Source organism: Candidatus Komeilibacteria bacterium CG_4_10_14_0_2_um_filter_37_10 (assembly GCA_002793075.1).
In the GTDB taxonomy this organism is placed as follows: Bacteria; Patescibacteriota; Patescibacteriia; order UBA1558; family UBA1558; genus UM-FILTER-37-10.
In genome coordinates this window covers 4994-23340 of sequence record PFPO01000089.1, presented here as the reverse complement: position 1 = coordinate 23340, position 18347 = coordinate 4994, and the positions used below count along the sequence as shown (strand labels likewise).

General features: G+C 36.7%; 21 protein-coding genes, 3 tRNA genes and 2 pseudogenes (1 of these 26 cut by a window edge). 11 read left to right on the top strand and 15 right to left on the bottom strand.

Features of this window, described 5'->3' with window-relative positions; all coding sequences use genetic code 11:
• Positions 1–41: 41 nt before the first annotated feature.
• From COX77_04725 to COX77_04705, 5 genes are read left to right on the top strand one after another with little or no spacing between them, the layout of a single operon-like run.
• Complete coding sequence (locus tag COX77_04725; GenBank protein PIZ98419.1) at positions 42–590, top strand: hypothetical protein; 549 nt, start codon at positions 42–44, stop codon at positions 588–590.
• 1 nt (position 591) lies between these two features.
• Positions 592–1971 carry a hypothetical protein gene (locus COX77_04720; protein ID PIZ98418.1) on the top strand — a complete coding sequence of 460 codons (1380 nt, stop codon included), beginning with the start codon at positions 592–594 and terminating at the stop codon, positions 1969–1971.
• 3 nt (positions 1972–1974) lie between these two features.
• Positions 1975–2469, top strand: coding sequence for a hypothetical protein (locus COX77_04715; protein PIZ98417.1), 495 nt, complete (start codon positions 1975–1977; stop codon positions 2467–2469).
• A gap of 9 nt (positions 2470–2478) precedes the next feature.
• Positions 2479–3600, top strand: a complete 1122-nt coding sequence (locus tag COX77_04710; GenBank protein ID PIZ98416.1) for a hypothetical protein — start codon at positions 2479–2481, stop codon at positions 3598–3600.
• Positions 3584–4936: a DNA repair protein RadA gene (locus COX77_04705; protein PIZ98415.1), complete on the top strand. Its 1353-nt coding sequence runs from the start codon at positions 3584–3586 to the stop codon at positions 4934–4936. Before COX77_04710 ends, COX77_04705 begins: the two co-directional genes overlap by 17 nt.
• A 44-nt stretch (positions 4937–4980) precedes the next feature.
• Here COX77_04705 and COX77_04700 read toward each other — a convergent pair whose 3' ends face one another.
• The 5 genes from COX77_04700 to COX77_04680 all read right to left on the bottom strand — a co-directional run bounded on the left by COX77_04700 (position 4981) and on the right by COX77_04680 (position 9879).
• Positions 4981–5382: a hypothetical protein gene (locus COX77_04700; protein ID PIZ98414.1), complete on the bottom strand. Its 402-nt coding sequence runs from the start codon at positions 5380–5382 to the stop codon at positions 4981–4983.
• Between the two features lie 255 nt (positions 5383–5637).
• Positions 5638–7728 (bottom strand): DNA helicase RecG, encoded by a 2091-nt coding sequence (locus COX77_04695; GenBank protein PIZ98413.1) that lies wholly within the window; start codon positions 7726–7728, stop codon positions 5638–5640.
• An 88-nt stretch (positions 7729–7816) separates the two neighbouring features.
• Positions 7817–8350 (bottom strand): hypothetical protein, encoded by a 534-nt coding sequence (locus tag COX77_04690; protein PIZ98412.1) that lies wholly within the window; start codon positions 8348–8350, stop codon positions 7817–7819.
• A 145-nt stretch (positions 8351–8495) separates the two neighbouring features.
• Positions 8496–9107: a hypothetical protein gene (locus COX77_04685; protein ID PIZ98411.1), complete on the bottom strand. Its 612-nt coding sequence runs from the start codon at positions 9105–9107 to the stop codon at positions 8496–8498.
• A gap of 301 nt (positions 9108–9408) precedes the next feature.
• A complete protein-coding gene (locus COX77_04680) occupies positions 9409–9879 on the bottom strand; it encodes a hypothetical protein (GenBank protein ID PIZ98410.1) in 471 nt (156 codons plus the stop codon).
• A gap of 201 nt (positions 9880–10080) precedes the next feature.
• Here COX77_04680 and COX77_04675 point away from each other — a divergent pair, with 201 nt between their 5' ends.
• Positions 10081–10644 (top strand): hypothetical protein, encoded by a 564-nt coding sequence (locus COX77_04675; protein ID PIZ98409.1) that lies wholly within the window; start codon positions 10081–10083, stop codon positions 10642–10644.
• Here COX77_04675 and COX77_04670 read toward each other — a convergent pair.
• The 10 genes and pseudogenes from COX77_04670 to COX77_04625 form a co-directional block, all read right to left on the bottom strand.
• Positions 10641–11546: a cation transporter gene (locus tag COX77_04670; GenBank protein PIZ98408.1), complete on the bottom strand. Its 906-nt coding sequence runs from the start codon at positions 11544–11546 to the stop codon at positions 10641–10643. The two genes, COX77_04675 and COX77_04670, sit on opposite strands and share 4 nt — an antisense overlap.
• Positions 11547–12261 (bottom strand): annotated as a pseudogene (locus tag COX77_04665) (cytochrome C biogenesis protein).
• Between the two features lies 1 nt (position 12262).
• Positions 12263–12724, bottom strand: coding sequence for a hypothetical protein (locus COX77_04660; GenBank protein ID PIZ98407.1), 462 nt, complete (start codon positions 12722–12724; stop codon positions 12263–12265).
• A 4-nt stretch (positions 12725–12728) separates the two neighbouring features.
• On the bottom strand, positions 12729–13694 hold the full coding sequence (locus COX77_04655) for a hypothetical protein (GenBank protein ID PIZ98406.1): 966 nt from the start codon (positions 13692–13694) through the stop codon (positions 12729–12731).
• A gap of 5 nt (positions 13695–13699) precedes the next feature.
• A complete protein-coding gene (locus COX77_04650; protein PIZ98405.1) occupies positions 13700–14005 on the bottom strand; it encodes a thioredoxin family protein in 306 nt (101 codons plus the stop codon).
• Positions 13998–14312, bottom strand: a complete 315-nt coding sequence (locus tag COX77_04645; GenBank protein ID PIZ98404.1) for an ArsR family transcriptional regulator — start codon at positions 14310–14312, stop codon at positions 13998–14000. The genes COX77_04650 and COX77_04645 overlap by 8 nt, the downstream gene beginning before the upstream one ends.
• Positions 14313–14483: 171 nt before the next feature.
• Positions 14484–14573: transfer RNA gene (locus COX77_04640), tRNA-Ser, on the bottom strand.
• Complete coding sequence (locus tag COX77_04635) at positions 14537–14803, bottom strand: endonuclease (GenBank protein ID PIZ98403.1); 267 nt, start codon at positions 14801–14803, stop codon at positions 14537–14539. Before COX77_04635 ends, COX77_04640 begins: the two co-directional genes overlap by 37 nt.
• Before the next feature lie 316 nt (positions 14804–15119).
• Positions 15120–15683: a hypothetical protein gene (locus COX77_04630; protein ID PIZ98402.1), complete on the bottom strand. Its 564-nt coding sequence runs from the start codon at positions 15681–15683 to the stop codon at positions 15120–15122.
• 84 nt (positions 15684–15767) lie between these two features.
• Positions 15768–15861: transfer RNA gene (locus COX77_04625), tRNA-Ser, on the bottom strand.
• Positions 15862–16091: 230 nt separating this feature from the next.
• On the opposite strand from COX77_04625, the gene COX77_04620 reads away from it, so the two are divergent.
• The 5 genes and pseudogenes from COX77_04620 to COX77_04600 all read left to right on the top strand — a co-directional run.
• Positions 16092–16613: a hypothetical protein gene (locus tag COX77_04620; protein ID PIZ98401.1), complete on the top strand. Its 522-nt coding sequence runs from the start codon at positions 16092–16094 to the stop codon at positions 16611–16613.
• Between the two features lie 76 nt (positions 16614–16689).
• Positions 16690–16766 (top strand) — tRNA-Arg (locus COX77_04615).
• Between the two features lie 129 nt (positions 16767–16895).
• Positions 16896–17480 (top strand): hypothetical protein, encoded by a 585-nt coding sequence (locus COX77_04610; protein ID PIZ98400.1) that lies wholly within the window; start codon positions 16896–16898, stop codon positions 17478–17480.
• Positions 17481–17660: 180 nt separating this feature from the next.
• A complete protein-coding gene (locus COX77_04605) occupies positions 17661–17969 on the top strand; it encodes an RNA-binding protein (GenBank protein PIZ98399.1) in 309 nt (102 codons plus the stop codon).
• Between the two features lie 105 nt (positions 17970–18074).
• Positions 18075–18347: pseudogene (locus COX77_04600) on the top strand (cyclopropane-fatty-acyl-phospholipid synthase); it runs 840 nt beyond the window's last position.

Genomic DNA, 18347 nt, shown 5'->3' with positions numbered 1-18347 from the left:
TTTTTGTGGAACATTTAGGCGATAAGAGTAGGGATGTGCAGATGAATTGGAGTCCGGCTGGAGAAATCGTCGGTACTTATCGTGAAGGCAAGGATTTTGAAAGACAAGAAGTTTTTCCTCTAAGTAAAAGTGGTAACAATCTCAAGTCACTAGTTGTAGAGGGGCGTAATTTTGAATATCAATGGGCACCCCAAGGCGACTATATTCTTTATAGTGTCTATAGTAGTAAATCAGAACAAAAGCCCATACTGTACTTAGCCAACATGGCCGGTGATCAAACTGGTATGTATAAAGTTAATTTAGGTTTGAATACCTGGTCGGATAAATGTGTTTTTACTAGTGACTCAACAAAAGTATATTGTGCGGTACCGACTAGCTTACCGAAGTTAGCTGGTATTTTCAGAGAATTAACTAATAATGTTAGCGATAATTTTTATGAAATTGATTTAAATTCTGGTTTTAAGACATTATTAAATACGGCAGCCAATGGGTCAATTAGGGCTACCAATATGTCTATTTCTACGGACGGAGATATTTTATATTTTGTTGATAGTAGTAGCGGCGAGTTAAAACAGATAAAATTGCGTTAGCATGATTTTGCGTATTAACCAAAAAATATTTCTTAGTTCATTATTAATTTTTATTTACGTCATTGTTGTAATACCGGTAGTAAAAGCCGTAGAGCCAATTAAATTTCAACCACAAATTACAGTTCCCAATTCGGACTTTAAAGCTGGTACAGCAATTACGGTTAATGGTAGTACACTGGGTGAATACATTGCGGCGATCTATAAATACGGAGTTAGTGTGGTTAGTGTCTTGGCGGTAGTGATGGTGATGCTCGGTGGTTGGCGGTGGATTTTTGCTGCTGGTAATGCTGGTGAAATAACAACAGCCAAGTCAATAATCGCTAGTGCTTTGATTGGTTTGGTTATTATGTCGGTATCTTATTTATTATTGAATATCATCAATCCGGCTTTAGTGAATTTGCCAGATTTAAACGCCGATAAGGTTGTAATTGAAGTTGGATGTCCCGGGGTGGTTAATAATTGCGACGCTATAAATAATTTAGCTCTGCCAAATATTGAGCAATATTCTAAATATTTGCAGATGAGCACTGATTCGGAGTCCAATAAAAAGTACTTTCAAAAAGATCAGTGTCAGCCAGCAATCTATTCCGACAAGTGTGGGCTTCCAAAGAATTTATGCTATTGGGGTCAGGAGGATTATACCACCCAGACCGTTGGCGCCGATGATCAATGTCGTTCTGTTATTGATAAATCTTGCGATACTGGCGGCAATACCGATCTTAAATGTAAGTTTGGCGATATTCAGCTTTACTGTGAGACATATTGGAATAACCGTTGTTCTCTTGGTAGTTATGGTTCACAATGCGATGATAATACGGAGTGCGCTACTGGTTTTTGTGATCTTGACGGATCAGTATCAGCGCAGGGTAGTCATACTTGCAGTGATTTAGGAGCGTTTGGTGGTAACGGTGGTGGTAGCTGTACCCAAGTGATTTCTGGCCCTTGTTCCGTGACTGATTTACAAAATGGTTGTTTTGGTACGATGAACAAAGAAGAGCAAGCTTCTGGTATTTGCGGCGTGGAAAGTGGTGGCAATCCTAGCGCTGAAAGCGGCAGCGATATTTGCGCAGAAGATGGTAAGCCGTTTTCTATTGGTTTATTTCAAACTAATTTGACTGTTCATACATTAAAAGATAGTAATAATCAGTTAGTTAATTGTCCGAGCGCTTTCAATCATGCCGCTCAGTGGGACGCTGGTGCCAAAAAGTATCATTGCCAAGTGGTGAATATCAATTTGTATAATCAATGTGTCACTTTGGCCAAAACCGCAGCGATTAATATCAATAAAGCGTGTACATTATTACAGGCCCGACCAGGATGGGCTGACTGGGGGTCATGTGGTGGTAGTTGGGGCTCAAACAGTAAGTGTTGTTATCAATAATATATGTCATTACCAAACAATCAAACAAAAATAGTTTTCTTTACCTTTGTCATTATACCAAGTATTATTTTAATCGGCATTATCGTTTACTTATTTTTCTTATCGCGTGACAATACTATTACTAATGAAGATATTGTCATACCACGCCAGGGTGATCGTTTATTATTAAATACTGAGCAAGGAGGAGTGGCGATTGATAATATTTATCAATTAGCCGGACCAGATTTACCACAGAAGGGAACTTTGTTTGCGGAAAATAAAAATTATTCTATGTCTTATTACCCTTTCGACCAAGGTTTTATTATTAACCTCCTGAATCCCAATTTGAATTTTGCGCGGCAAAGGGCAGAGGAGGATTTATTGAAATATTTAGGTATCAGCAAAGAAGAAGTGTGTCGTTTGAAAATAATGGTCAATACCACTTATAGTATTAGTAAGGAATACTCGGGTCGTAATTTGGGTTTGAGTTTTTGTCCCAATAGTCAAACTATTCAATAGTATAATTTTATGATTAAGAAAATAACAGCTAAACAAGTAATAGTAACGGTAGCTTTAATTGCTGTTTGTTTTATTTTGTTACCTCACGGATCAGCGCAAGCGTTAGCAGCAAAGGAAAGAATACAATTTGTCCCGCAAATTACGATACCCAATAGTTCTTTTACTGCGGGAAAAGAGATTAGTGTCGCCAGTGATACTTTACCGAATTATATTAACGCTATTTATAAATATGGTATTTCGGTTACCGCTGTTTTAGCAGTAGTAATGCTAATGCTCGGTGGCTTTCGGTGGATTTTTGCTGGTGGTGATAGCGGTGCTATTGGTAGTGCTAAGAATACGATTAAAGGTGCGCTGATTGGCCTGGTTTTGGTCCTGGTGGCTGTTTTGATGCTCAATACCATCAATCCCGAACTGACCGATATTGAGCTTAATAAACCACCAACGCCAGATATAAATTTAAGTTGCCCGGGCGTTGTTACTAGTTGTAATGATATTAATAAATTAAATCCACCAAACGACTCAGAAAGAGAAAGATATAAAAAGAAATATGGAGATGCTTGGTGGAAAGGTTATCAAATGGAGATGTGTAATAAATATATATATGTCGACAAGTGTCAGACGCTACCCTACGCTTTGTGTTATTGGGGCACGGAAATTGATGCTAGTACGCCATGGCGTTATATGATGGAAAATAATAAAAAGGAATTAGTTATTGATCCTGACGTTTATTGTCGTTCTATTATAAATAAACCTTGTAGCGTTGGTGGTAACAAAGATCCACAATGTAATATAAAATTTGCTGATTTTGATCCAGCGAAAACTGGCACTACTCAGTTTGATGGTAGTTTTAATATGCAAACTAAGCAACTTTATTGTAATACCGATGGTTCTAGTAGGTGTTCTTTGGGTGCTTTAGGATCTAAATGCGACAACTCCGCTCAGTGCGGTTACATTGAGGCGACTAAGGATACACCCAAGATTAAGTTAGTTTGTCAGACTTGCGATGAACCAAATAGATGCGTTAAACCATTAAGAAAAGGTGATGTTTGTGGTTCTAACGAGGAGTGTCAAGCGTCAATCAGTACTGATTGTGACAATTTAACCGCTATGACTTGTGGTAAGTGTAAATAGTATGAGTAAAAGTATAACAGTTTTTTCCTGTAGTAAGTGCGGCGCTCAGTATCCGAAATGGACTGGGCGTTGTTTAGAGTGTGGTAGTTGGGGTACGATTAGTGAGGAGACGTCGGTGGCGCCAACTAAATTGAGAAAGAACCAGAGCTCTGGTAGTGTTGCGGATATTGTAAATTTGCAAAATATTCCGGTCAACCAAGAACTACGCTGGAAAACAAAATATGCTGAATTCAATCGTGTTGTTGGTGATGGTTTGGCACCTGGCAGTTGTTTATTATTGGGTGGTGATCCTGGTATTGGCAAATCAACATTGGCTTTGCAAATTGCTGCCAGTATTGAGGATTCCCTATATTTTGCCGGCGAAGAATCCACTGAACAAATTGCTAGTCGTTGGCAGCGATTGAAGATTAAGCCAGTCAGTTTGTCCAATGAAAGTAATGTGGCTAATATTATCGCTACGATCAATAAACATCGACCCAAGCTAGCTATTATCGATTCTATTCAAACAACATATTGTTCCGAAGTTGATGGTGAGCCAGGTAATATTAATCAGCTCAAAGCCTGTACGGCACAACTGATGACTGCTGCTAAAGAAACCAAAACGGCAATAATTATTATTGGCCACGTGACTAAAGATGGTCAAATGGCTGGCCCGAAAACCATTGAGCATTTAGTAGATGCCGTGCTTTATTTTGAGGGCGATAAGCATCAGCAATATCGTATTTTACGAGCGATGAAGAATCGGTTTGGTCAAACCGGTGAAATAGGTGTTTGGGAGATGAGTAATGGGGGGTTAGTAGAAGTATTAAATCCCGCCGCCATTTTTATTGGTTCTGATCAGCTCAGCAGTGGCTCAGTTATTACCGCTGCGGTTGAGGGATCACGAATTTTTTTAGTAGAGATTCAAGCCTTGGTTAATAAGACTTCTTTTGGTTATCCCCGGCGACTGGGATCGGGTTTTTCCAATCAAAGATTGGAAGTTATTTTAGCAGTTTTGGCAAAGAAAATGAAATTATCTTTAGCTAATTACGACCTCTATGTAAATGTTACTGGTGGTTTTGTTTTGAAAGAGCCAGCAGCAGATTTGGCAGTAGCGACAGCTATCGTTTCAGCTTATTATGATCGCGTCTTACCTGATCGGGCAGTGGTTTTTGGTGAAATAGGATTAGATGGTCAAGTCCGGGTGGTGCTGAAAACAAAAGAAAGATTACAAACAGCGATTAAGCTTGGTTATCAAAACATTATTATGCCAACTCTGAAGATTAAACTCAAAGAACAAAAAATCAAATTTAGAGAACTAAATAGTATTAATGATTTAGCTCAATTATTTAAATAAAAAACCCCATTCTTTTTTTGAATGGGATTGTATTTTATAAGATTTTATCTTTTGCAGATAACGCAATGTTGAGTGTGCGGTACAGCTTTTAACCGGATAAAGGGTATGGGCTGATGACAGCTCTGGCAATGGTTATCATAAACACCTGTCTTTAGCTGTTCAATGACTTGAAACAGGCTTTTGGCTGTGTAATCCAGACTCGGAGAACGACTGGCTAGTAGATTATGCATCTCATTTTTGGTGCTCATATCTACATTACTGTCGTCATAGTGATTACTGCCATCTTCATGTTTCAAACTTTGGTTCAGTGATTGAATAATATCTCTTTTGCTTTGTAGAGCATCATTGCAAGCCTGGAATAGGATGCGCTGTTCTTCCAGCGAAAGAGAACATTGGGGATTGGGCGGGATACGTATCGTCGTCTCTTTGTGTAAATTCGTATTCATTGTTTTTCCTCATTGTTTAATAAATTGTGATCAAGCATTAAAAACAATGGATGCTAAGGTGGTATTTTTGAAAGATCAAATTTCACGAAACCTCCGTTTTATTTTAGATTGTGAAAAAAAGAACAGCTTTGTTATCGCAGTGAATAAATAATGGGTGACGAAACTTGCATTGTATGGAAACGTTACTTATTCCGCCACCCACTTTCACAACGAGGTTTTAACAGTTTAAGTTAATGAATGGATGTTGTCAAGACACTATTCTCGGTGGCTATTGTATTGATCCAAATTTGCAGCTGTTATTTTTTCTTTCAGTCGCGGGTGGTTATTCAAATCAGGATCGCTAGTTAGTAGGTATTGTGTGGAGTCTTTAGCTTGTTTGATTAATAATGGGTTGGTTAGTGCAGACCAAAGTAGATAATCAAAATAACCAGATTGTTCAGTACCAAAGATATTACCAGCACCACGAAACTTCAGATCATATTCAGCTAATTTAAAGCCATCTTTGACGGTTGTCATAATTTTTAATCGATCTGTGGTTTGTTTGGTGGTGCTATTAGTAAAGAGTAAGCAATACGATTGCTGGTCACCGCGACCAACGCGACCGCGAAATTGATGCAATTGTGCTAAGCCAAAGCGATCAGCGTCTTCTACCATCATGATAGTAGCGTTCGGAATATCAATTCCAACTTCAATAATTGACGTTGCCACCAATAAATCAGTCTCCTGATTTTTGAATTTAGTCATAACCTGATTTTTTTCTTCACTAGATAATTTGCCGTGTAGTAAGCCAATACGCAAATGTGGGAAAACAGTTTTATCTAATCGTTCATATTCGGCGGTGGCTGATTTGACACCTAGTTTATCTGAAGGATCAATCAGCGGACACAGTACGAACACTTGGCGGCCGGCCGCTATTTGTTTATTGATGAAGTCATAGGCTTGAGCCCGTTTGCTAGCTGGTACCAAAGAAGTAATAATAGACAAGCGGCCGGCCGGCATTTTCTTTAATATTGAAAGATCGAGGTCACCATAAACTGTGAGGGCTAGTGTGCGGGGAATAGGCGTTGCAGTCATAGACAAGAAGTGTGGCAACCACCCATTTTGTTGATTTTTATTTTTTAAAGATTGGCGTTGTTGTACACCAAAACGATGTTGTTCGTCAACGACTATTAAACCCAAATTGGCAAAGGTAACACTTTTTTGCAAGATGGCATGCGTGCCAATAATTAAATGAACTTTGTTAGTTTTGATTTTTTTCAGCAATTCTGCATTACTGATCTTTTCTTCTTGTCCGTGGCAGATAAGTCGGTGCTCTTTTTGTGTTAATAAGCAGATGGTTATTTTTTGCTGATGTAAAAGAGTACTAATTGTTAAATAGTGTTGATGAGCTAAGATGCTTGTTGGCGTTAAAATTGCTGTTTGGTATTTATTGAGAGCAATATGATACGCTGCCAAAACTGCGACTACTGTTTTACCAGAACCAACATCACCATTAAGTAAACGATTCATGGGATATTTGTTTTGCGTATCACGAATAATTTCCCAGGCTGCTTTTTTTTGGTCAGCTGTTAGTGTGAAAGGAAGATCAGCGACGAATTTTTTTATTTTTTTCTGATCAAATGACATTATCGGAGCTGGTGTTTGTTCAATTTTTTTTCTTAACCATTGTTGATGAAGATTCAGCAAAAACAAATTATCAAAGCGTAATCTGGTCTGTGCCTCTTGGGCCTTTTTTTGATCGGTCGGAAAATGAATTTGTTCCAGCGCCTCAGCTAAGCTGATTAGTTTATTATTTTGTCGTATCTCTAGAGGCAGGTAGTCGGGAATTTGTTTAATAGTTGGTAATAATTGGTGGAGGATCGTGCGGAGGTGTTTAGTGGTTAATGTTTTAGTAATAGAGTAAATAGGTACTAGGCGGGCAGTATGGATCGTGCTGGCTTTAACTTTTTCAACGCTAGGATTATTTAATTGTCGTCCCAGCAGATCACCGCTAACCCTGCCGGATAAATATACTTCATCACCAGCTTTTAGATTTTTATTGAGATATGGCTGATTAAACCAAATTATTTTCAGCGTACCACTCTCATCATGTACCAGAGCTTCGGTGAGGGTGAGCCGGCGTCGCCAGGAACGACGACTATTAATCAGTTCAATTTTTACCTTAACGGTTACTATTTGATCAATTTGCAGGTCTGCTATTTTACTTAATTGGCTGAAATCATCATAGCGAAAAGGAAAGTGATAAATAAGTTTTTCCACCGTATCTAAACCCATTTTCTTCAACGTTCGCGCTGTTGTATCACCGACGCTGTATATATCTTCTAATTTAGAGGAGAGAGTTATCATAACATCATTTTAACAGAATAACAGTAAAATAAAAATAACTACCATAGTAGTTATTCATATTTTGTTGTGGTACGATTACTGGACTATGTTAGAGTTTTTTTAGTCCTTTAAGAATTATCCAGGCTATTGTGCCACCCAAAATAGCTGTGACTAATTGTGGCCAACTCATCATTTGCGATACCGCTGAAGCCAATTCTTGTCGTAAGAGTAATTTTGTAATCCAGCTAACACTGAGAGACAAAAAGGCAAATTTTAAAATTGCCCCGGTAAAAACGCCCAGCCAATAGCCTTTAATATTTGGTTGCCAGTCATAGCAGCGGTCAATACTTAAAATAAAGATGATGTTGCTAATCATAATGAAGGGTACTACTGGCGCCAGAACAGCGGGTAGTAGTCCGCCGGAAAGAGCCATTAAGCTAGGAATGAGTGCTACCACCAAAGCGCTTCTGATACCTACTAAAAATAGTAGCAAGATAAATATCGCATTAATAATAGGACCAGTTACTAATTGTAGATGTAAAACAAATGGTAAAATTGTCGCCACGCTAGCTAAGCCAATAAACTGTGATAAAGTTTGAGTATTAGTTTTTTCTAAAGCTTGTTCTTGAATATTATTGAGCATGTATTTTGTATAATATTTATGAAATATATTCTGTCAATATTATACCATTGAGTAAAAAATAATACTAAAAAACAACTTGTTTTAAAATTGTATTTCTATTCACCATCAAGGTATCAAAAGTAGACTCGTCCGACCTGTTGTTGTTTTAAGTAAGAAGTCTTTCTAGATTCTGGTTTGATTGAGTTGTGTTTGTTGGATCATAAAGAAATGTTTGCCAACCAAACTTTTTAGCAGCTGCTACATGTTTCGCGCCATTCTCCACAAAAAGAATTTCTGCTCCCTGAACGCCTGCCCTATTTTGGGCTAATTGAAATATCTCAATTTGAGGTTTGCGTACTTTTTCAATGCTGGAATCTATAATTGCATCCCAGTTAGTCTCTGGCATTAAGCCCGCCTGATATATTGCATCCAGCATATGGGGGTACATATTGGTCAATAGTCCTATTTTTTTGTTTCCCTTAAGATTTTTTATGATCGGCCAAATAGATTCATTCTTCTCAAATCGATGAACAAAATCGTGAAGGAATGAGTAGTCTTTTGGTATTTTTAAACCTAAACTTTCTCGAAGTAGGGGAACTAATGTCTCAACATCTCTCCCAACACAAATACCAAGTTCGTATTTATCAAAAATTTCATTGAAGTCTTTTGTCTGATCTGGTTTTATGCCCAGCCCAGATTTTAACTCTTCCCATTTATTGGTTCTACTAAAGTCTTGGATAACGACGCCACCAACATCAAAATAAACAAATTTAATCATAATTTTTGATATGTTTACACTTAATTATAAGCAGTGAGCTTACAAGAATATCAATTAGTAAATTGGTTACTGAATAAAAATAGGTAAGTGGATCATCCGACTTTTAATTTTGGTGGTGTACTTTCGAAAATATCCGAATTGATTTCACTGAAAATTGAGCGGGGCGGACGATTTCCCTCTTACACTTTTCAGCTTCCGCCGTCGCCAGAACTTTGGCGGACAAGTCGGACGGGCAGGCAATTTTTTTTGCTTTGCATTTCCGAATCTTGAGCGAAGGAGTGGTGGTAAATTTTTTTATCAGTTAGGAATTTATAGCCTGCTTAATTGTGACTTCTAGCTCGCTAGGAGTATCTGTCCCTATACGATAAGTTTTTCCGTTTTTCATAATTATTTCTACTGCGTCAAAACCAGAAACATTATATATCCACATCATCTTTGGCCATAACCATAACCTTATTCCCCAGCCATAATACCAATGATTTTTTACTTGCTTTGTTGATAATATTTCACCAAGCAGAAATTTTTTCCTAAAAATTCTATAGCCAAATTTAATTTGAAGACAGTTTTTATCAATCGACGCTGTCAGTGTGGTAAATGACTCAAGAGTAAACAAAATTAATACCATTACAGCAGTAATGAGTAAATTTGTGCCCGAGTCGACAGACGGTGGCTCTGCTCTGGCAGTAATTTGAATCCATGTAAAAAGTACCAGCACGGCCAGCGTGACAACCAGCATCAGATAACTAATTTGAGTGTGTTTGTATGTGGTCATAAATTTATTTTATCAAATCTTGCGCTGGCATGACTGAAGCCTTAATTTTAACTTTCATAGGCATTGGGGGTCTGTGTGATAAAAAATTTTCTTGGCGGAGTACTGTGGTTAAGTACCACCATATAGCAACATTATAAGGCTTTTTTGGACGATTAGCCAGAGGCCAATTTAAGTACGTGGGTCGGGGTCTAGGATTCAAGAATGGGACAAATGGGATGGTATCAGGGCAAGCATAAACCGTTAATTACTCAGGAACTATTTGAGAAAGCAAAGACCCAATTAAAAAGAGATAATATAGTTAGGGAGAATAAAGAGTTCGCTTTCACTAAGCTAATTACTTGTGGGTGTTGCGGATCAGGAATATCGGCGGAAGATAAATATAAACAACTTAAAGACGGAACAACGGCTCATTATATTTATTATGGGTGCTCAAGGGCCAGAGACAGATTCTGCAAGAATAAATATATTAGAGAAGAAGAATTAATATTTGAACTTCTAAAAATAATAGATAAGGTTGATATGAATGAGCTAGGAATATTAACTAGAATGGAAATGGAGGTCGAGCGATTAAATAAATTCCAAAATATGGTACTAGGCGAAAAACAACCTCACAAAAAACATAAACCCGCAGTTGATATGCGGGTTTATGCTAGATACGTATTAAAAGAAGGCAGTTCTATTGAGAAACGAGAGTTACTGGCTAATTTAAGGAGCAAGATTGTGTTAAGAGATAAAAAATTAACACTTGTTGAAAATAAAAGTTAATTACAATGGCTACACTTGAGCTTGAGATTCTTAGCTTCACTCTCTGAAACTATCTGTAGGGTAGTGTGGTTTATATGATAATCTTTTTCCAAGAAAGATTGAATATTGACTATCAACTCCATTCGTTCAACAGGATTTAACTCAATAGTTTTTAAATGAGAACTTAATAATTTATTTTCACTTCCAGTCTGCCAAATATGTAGATCATTTACTTCGACCACCCCAGGAATTGCTAATAATTCAGATTTAACTTTAGCAAAATCAATATCCTTAGGAACAGAATCCATCAACATATCAATGGCATCAAATAGAATATTAAATATTTCTTTGAGTAAGAGAATAGATATTACAATAGAAACTAAAGAATCAAGCCAACTCCAGCCAGTAAAATAAATTACCGCCGCACTTATAACTACTCCAAAAGAAAAAAGAGCATCTTGTAGAGAATGGAGCCAAGCACTTTTTAAATTTAAATTTTTATCAGCCCCTTTTTTCAATAAGTAGGTAGCTAACCCATTACCAAAAAGTGCAACACTAGCCACAATCATCATTGTTATTCCTGATACTGGTTCTGGGTTAAAAATACGAATAATTGCTTCTATTAAAATAAACCCTACAATAGCAAAAAGTACTCCTCCATTTACAAAAGCGATAAGTACCTCGGCTCGCTTATAACCATAGGTTTTTCTATTAGTCTGAGGCTTTTTCATTAACTTTTCACCCCAAAGACTCAATATCATAGAACCAACATCTGTGACATTGTGTAAAGCATCAGCAATTAGGGCAAAGCTTCGAGATATCAAACCAAATATAATTTCAAAAATTACAATAACTATATTAATACCAATTGACCAAACAAGATTTTTTAATGATGTCTCGTGACTGTGATTATGTTCTGACATTTAAGCGTTTATAATAAATTGAATTAAATATTGGGTGTAATACAAGCCAGTTATAATAAATATTATTGCCACTCCATATCTTAACCATTTTTCAACTTTCTGCACCGATTGAAAGGCTCGACTAACAGTTTTCATGCTATACGCGATTAGAAATGAAAAGATAATTACTGGCAATCCTGTGCCTAAAGCGAAAAATAGATGGTAAGAGTAATCCACTGGCTGATCTAAGTATCAATGGAATTAGGACGCCAAAAAATAAGACTCCACTATAAGGACAAAAAGCAAAAGCAAATAATATGCCTAGAGCCAATGATCCAAAGTAACCTTTAGCTGATAACCAGAGTTTAATTTTTTCAGTTTTACCGCTAGTTTTTAAGTTGATTTTAATAACATCAAACATTATCAATCCGATAATTATTAAAACTGGGCCAAGAACTTTATCACCCCAACCTTGGAAAATACTAGAAATTTTAAAAGACGATAGACCGAAATAAATTAAAGTAGCCAGTAAAGTATAACTAATACCACGTCCTAGTGTATAGAAAAGACCAGATAAAATAGTGTGCTTCGGGGTTTTAATATCTTTAGATATAAAAGTGACGGCTGTTATATTGGTTGCTAAGGGACAAGGACTAATTGAAGTTAAAATACCCAAAAGAAAAGCCGTTAGCATTGGCAAATTATAGTTGTCAATTAAGCTATTTATTAAATCCATATTATTTACCTAAAAGGGCATCAATCTTATTTTTTAAATAGCTTTTATATTGAGTGGGATTTGATGTTAAACGCCAAACGGCGGTGTCTTCAGTTATATGATCTTGCCCATCATAAATAGCATTAATCTTTAAAGATGATCCACTGGCCTGAAATTTGGTAGCTAACTCTTTATTTTCTGGCAAATCAATATTTATTTCCCGAACTTCTATTTTACCATCACGTAGCTCTGGTTGATAATATTCTTCAACTACCTCGCCAGACAATTTACCAATCGCAATACAGGTTGCACAACGCTGTGTAGCATGAAAAGTGAACACCTGAACCTTATCAGCTTTTAATATGTTTTCACTAGCCTTAACTTCATTTGTTTGGGTTGTATTTTCAGTATTTTTTGTACCACATCCGGCAAAAATAAATACACTTAAAATTAGTAAAGGAAGAATTAGAACTTTTTTGTTCATAATTTTATTTTAAAATTAAATTAAATAGATACCCAGTTATAATAATACCGACCCCAACCACTGAGGCAAAAATAACAATCAATTTATTTTTTATGACCTTTTTTAAAATCATAAATTCTGGTAAAGACAGAGCGGTCACCGCCATCATAAAAGCTAAAGTGGTGCCGATTGCCACCCCTTTTTCAGTTAAAGCACTAACTAGAGGAATAACTCCAGCGGCATTTGAATAAAGTGGAATACCAATTAAAGTAGCTAGTGGAACAGCATACCACTTATCTGCTCCGGCGTATTGAGCTAGGAAGTCAGCAGGCACATAACCATGAATCCAGGCTCCTAGACCAACACCGACTAAAATATAAGGCCAAACTTTTTTAAATATATCTATTGCATAGTTTAAAGCGTAAGTCATTCTTTCTTTCTGACTCATTTTAATTTCCAAAATTGTATTATCCTTTATTTTATTTTTCCAAACAAAATCAGCAACTAAGTGTTCCACTTTCATGCGGTCAATAAATAATCCCGAAACAATAGCAATAATTAAACCGCTTAAAATATATAGTAAAGATATTTTCCAACCAAATAAACCAAAAAGTAAAACAAGAGCCACTTCATTGATCATTGGAGAGGCTATTAAAAAAGAAAAAGTAACACCCAGAGGAACGCCAACTTCCACAAAACCTAAAAATAAAGGCACGGCCGAGCAAGAACAAAAAGGTGTAATAATACCGAGTAAGGAAGCTAGAATATGGCCAGTTAATTTATTCTTCTTTGCTAAAAACAAACGGACTTTTTCCGGTGGTAGATAAGTACGTACAAAAGACACGATAAAAATAATTACAAAGAGTAAAATAAATATCTTAAGCGTATCGAAAATAAAGAAATTAACGGCTGTAGCCAATAGTGTTTCGGGAGCAATATTAAAAACTAAATAAGTTAGCCAGTCGGCTAAAAGTTGCAAGGGATAAAACATATTAATTAGCACTTACCTCCGCAAGAACAACTACTCATAGATTCTTCTATTTTTGGTTGGTTGTTTAAGGTAAGTAGTTCTTTGATTTTTTCTAAATTAAGCAACTGACCGACTAAAGCGACCTTGCCGTTAACAGTTAAAACAGGGGATGACATAACACCTAATTCAATTATCTTTTGAATATCGGTTATATATTCTACTTCTGTCTTCAAATCTAGTTCAGTAACCGCTTTTTGCGTTAATTCAAATAGTTTTTTACAAGTCGGACAACCTGAACCTAAAACTTGGATTGAGGTAATTTGATTATTCATAGTTTTTTAAGAAATTAGTTAATGATAAGTTATATTTTTTAAATATTATTGGATTTATAGAATAGTAATTTTTCTTCCACTCTTGTCTGATTGTTAGTAAACCAAAATCTAGCATAACTTTTAGATGGCTAGAAACCAAATTCTGAGCCAAATCTAGATTAGGGTATATTTCACAAACACAACGTTCCCCGTCTTTTAACAGGCATAAAATCCTTAAGCGATTATCGTCACCGATGATCCTTAAAAACTTAGCGAGATTCGCGAACTCTTCTGTAAGTTTTTTATTGGCACAACATTTTGCTTTCATATAGTTATATAATCAATATATATTGATATGATACACCAGACGATACAGTTCGTCAATAAAACTATATTTGAGTTCGCTGTCCCACGTACCTCGATGTAAGTGGGATTTTAGAACCTACCAAAAAGCCCCGTAAATACGAGGCTCATGGGTCTATCCGATACCAAATTGTCTTGGCGGAGAGGGTGGGATTCGAACCCACGGTACCCGTGAAGGTACGACAGTTTTCAAGACTGTTCCATTAGACCACTCTGGCACCTCTCCATTATTAATTTTCTACCAACACCAGATTTTAAAAATAATTCACGTTTTCTGGCGTCGGTATACGTATTATACTTTTCAAATATTATTAAAGTCCATGGGGCATAAAATTTAGTAGATCTGACTTTTTTGGCATTATGATTCATTAATCGTTCTTGTGGTGAATTTTTATGACTAGATCCAATATACAATCTATTTGTTTTAATACTTTTTATAATATATACACAGGGCATATTTTTCTGTCGTTATTAGTTGAATTGACCCCGTGAAAGTTTTTCCGCCGGAGGCGGACCCGCCTCTGGCGGGCAAGACTGTTCCATTAGACCACTCTGGCACCTCTCCATTATTTATCTATTAACTTTTTAAATGCTTCCCCACCTTTATATTTTTTTATTTGCCCCTCTCTTTTATAAGCCTCGTATTTAGAATCGTAGTTTTCGGAATAGATCAATTCATAATCAGGAATCTTGATTTAACTATACGTCAGTTAAGGAAGCTTTATAAGTAAAACCCGGTCCACTTTAATATTTCCGACTTTGCTAAGAAAATTTATTGATTTGCGAGTCCGTTGTGTTCGTGTGCCGCACGTCGAAATAGCAACGCTGATCCGATAAACAGCACGGCGAAAATGGAGTTGAAAACGAACACGCCGATAACGCCTGCATTGCCCCAGCTGACTTCTGGCGAGATAATCAGTGTAACCACAGGGATCAACGCTTGGACAAGTGCCGTCGCAAACAAGGCGCATGCCATTCCGCGCGGTTTGAAGCGTGAAATAAGGGAGCCGATTAGTAGGACAGCAGGTACTGCCCAGTACATCAAGTTGACGGGTTGGTTCTCGCTCCCGATAATGCCAACGGCGCCGCTGACCCAGCCGAGAAGGAGCACCACCGCAAGTCCAACGCCAAAAGCGATGCGATACGTTTTGGTGCGCGTCTTCAGCCATTGCCACAGTTCGTAGAAACCACCAGCGATCAACAGTATGATGCTATAAGCAACGACTTCACCCCACTGCACTTCATTGGTGAACTGTATAGCCGCCGTAAGAGTGATCATTAATATAAGCACTACGACAACAGCCCACACGATTAACCTTTTTGTAATGTTTTGCATAATAATAAATATTATGTTCTCTCTAATAATTCTCGCGAGTATCTTATACCCTACCTAAAGTTCAATTTCGCTGAATGTAAAACTTGGCGGAGAGGGAGGGATTCGAACCCTCGGTACGTCCATAAAGACGTACGACGGTTTAGCAAACCGTTGCCTTCAGCCGCTCGGCCACCTCTCCATTATTTACTTATTATTTTTTTAAAATATATACATAAAACATAAACCCGTATATAAATCGTCAGCCACCCACCGCTTTGCTGGATCGGCCACCTCTCCATATTTATATTATATTCCTTTTTTTGTAATAAGAACTTTAATTAGTTATTAATAAGGTAATAACTCTGTGCAGTATAATGTTTTTTTGGGGTATTGTCAATTATCTTATATAATACTATAATTCACTTATCTATGAGTGATGATCAAGATCAAAATCAACAGGAAGAACCAGTCTACGACGATCGTGGCGAGGCATACTTTGCTTGGTCCATTCCTGAATATAAAAAATATCAACGCAGTATCTCCTGGTACGTTATTGCTATTGTAGTTATGATAGCCTTGATAACTTATTCAATATATACAGCAAATTTATTATTTGGCTTAATTATTATTTTAGCTTCGTTGACCTATTTTTATCATGATCGTAACGAACCGATAAAATTACAATTCGCGGTTACTGATAAGGGTTTTATGATCGGTAGTCACTTTCACAGTTTTCGTGATGTAACCAACTTCTATATTATTTATCGGCCACCCCAAGTAACAAATTTGTTTGTGGAATTTAGTAGTTTAACCAAGCCACGTTTAAGTATTCCTTTGACTGAACAAAATCCAGTGGAATTAAGAAACTTTTTAAAACAATTTCTCGTTGAGGATTTAGAAAAAGAAGATGAACCATTGTCCGAAACTTTAGGCAACTTATTAAAGATGTAAAAAAGGTTAGAGATTGACACTTGATAATGATTATTGTAAACTTCCACTGGTTATTGAGGAAGTTTTATTTATTTAGGCGCCCATAGCTCAGTTGGATAGAGCGCAAGCTTGCGGAGCTTGAGGTCAGAGGTTCGAGCCCTCTTGGGCGTACCATGTTTTTATAAACTGCTTTGGCAGTTTTTTTATTACGCATTTATTTGGAAAAAATAGACTTTTTGACATTAGTTATTAACCTTGTTATCTTTTTATAATACAGCTCTTTAATAAAAATAGGAAAATAATATGGATTTACAAGAATTAAAAAGATTAGCAGATGATCCAATTTGGGATCAAGGAAGTACGAGTAATATTTATTCATTCCCCTTACCGAATGATAGAAATTATATTAAGTTAGCTAAGCATTTAAGAATGGGTATACCCAAAGATCAATTGTTTTGTCTTGGTTTTTATTTAGCTACCAAAAGCCCGAGTTCACATGTTGGACCTTTTAAATGGGCAATTGATTTTCTTGTACCGGATGGTACAGAAATTTTAGCTGCCTACGATGGACAGATTATTGAAGCAATAGATCATTTTAATGAATGGGGAACGACCGAGGATTTTCGCGATAAGTTAAATTATTTGACTATTCGACATCATCAAGGAGAATATTCCCAATATTGTCATCTGGGGTTAAACTCTTTTCAAAATACCGGCCTTAAGGTAGGAGACTATGTTACGCGAGGACAAGCCATAGGACGCGTTGGTAAAACCGGATGGACCGATCAGGATCATTTGCACTTTATTGTTTTTAAAGTCGGACGCATTCCTGGTAACCCATACGATTTTTACAGTTTATCTATCCAATTCACCAAGAATAAATACTGATTTTAAAAGTCAGTATTTTTTTATCATATTTGTTAATAATTTACTCTTGACAATTAATTAACTTTCTTGTATGCTGTGATTGTCATTTTAACAGTGAGAGTTTTCTTATTATTTTAAATAATTATGAAAAAAGTCGCCTCATTTGTGAAAAAGACATTATCATTGTTTATTTTGTAGATAATGGCTAATAAACTATTTGTAGGCAGTTTGTCCTATAATACCAAAGAGGAATCTTTGCAAGAATTGTTTACCGAAGCTGGCGCAGTTCAATCAGTTGCAATTATAGTTGACAAACAAACTGGCCGATCAAAAGGTTTTGGTTTCGTGGAAATGAGCAGCGACTCAGAAGCTGCCCAAGCCATCGAATTGTTAAATGGTCGCGAATTGGACGGTCGTAAAATAACCGTTAATGAAGCAAGACCTATGACCGACAGACCAAAAAGACAAGGCTTTGGTGGTGGCAGTAGCAATCATCAGAAGCGTTGGTAATAACCAGTCAGCTTACAATCCGGCCCAGTACCATTTGGTATTGGGCTGGATTTTTTTTACCAAGAGTGTAAAATTAATAATGATGAAAGAAGTAATTATGGATCAATGAATACGGCCAAACAAAAAATTAGTGATTTATTGGCTTTAGCGGATATTAAAATCAATGGCTCACAACCATGGGATTTGATCGTGCACAATGAAAATTTTTATCAACGCGTTTTAGCTCAAGGAGCGTTGGGTTTGGGCGAGAGTTATATGGATGGTTGGTGGGATTGTCAGCAATTAGACGTCATGATCACTAAGATTATCCAGGCCAACATCCATAAAAAAATATTCAGCTGGAATTTATTCGGAGATTTTTTATTAGCGAAAATTCGT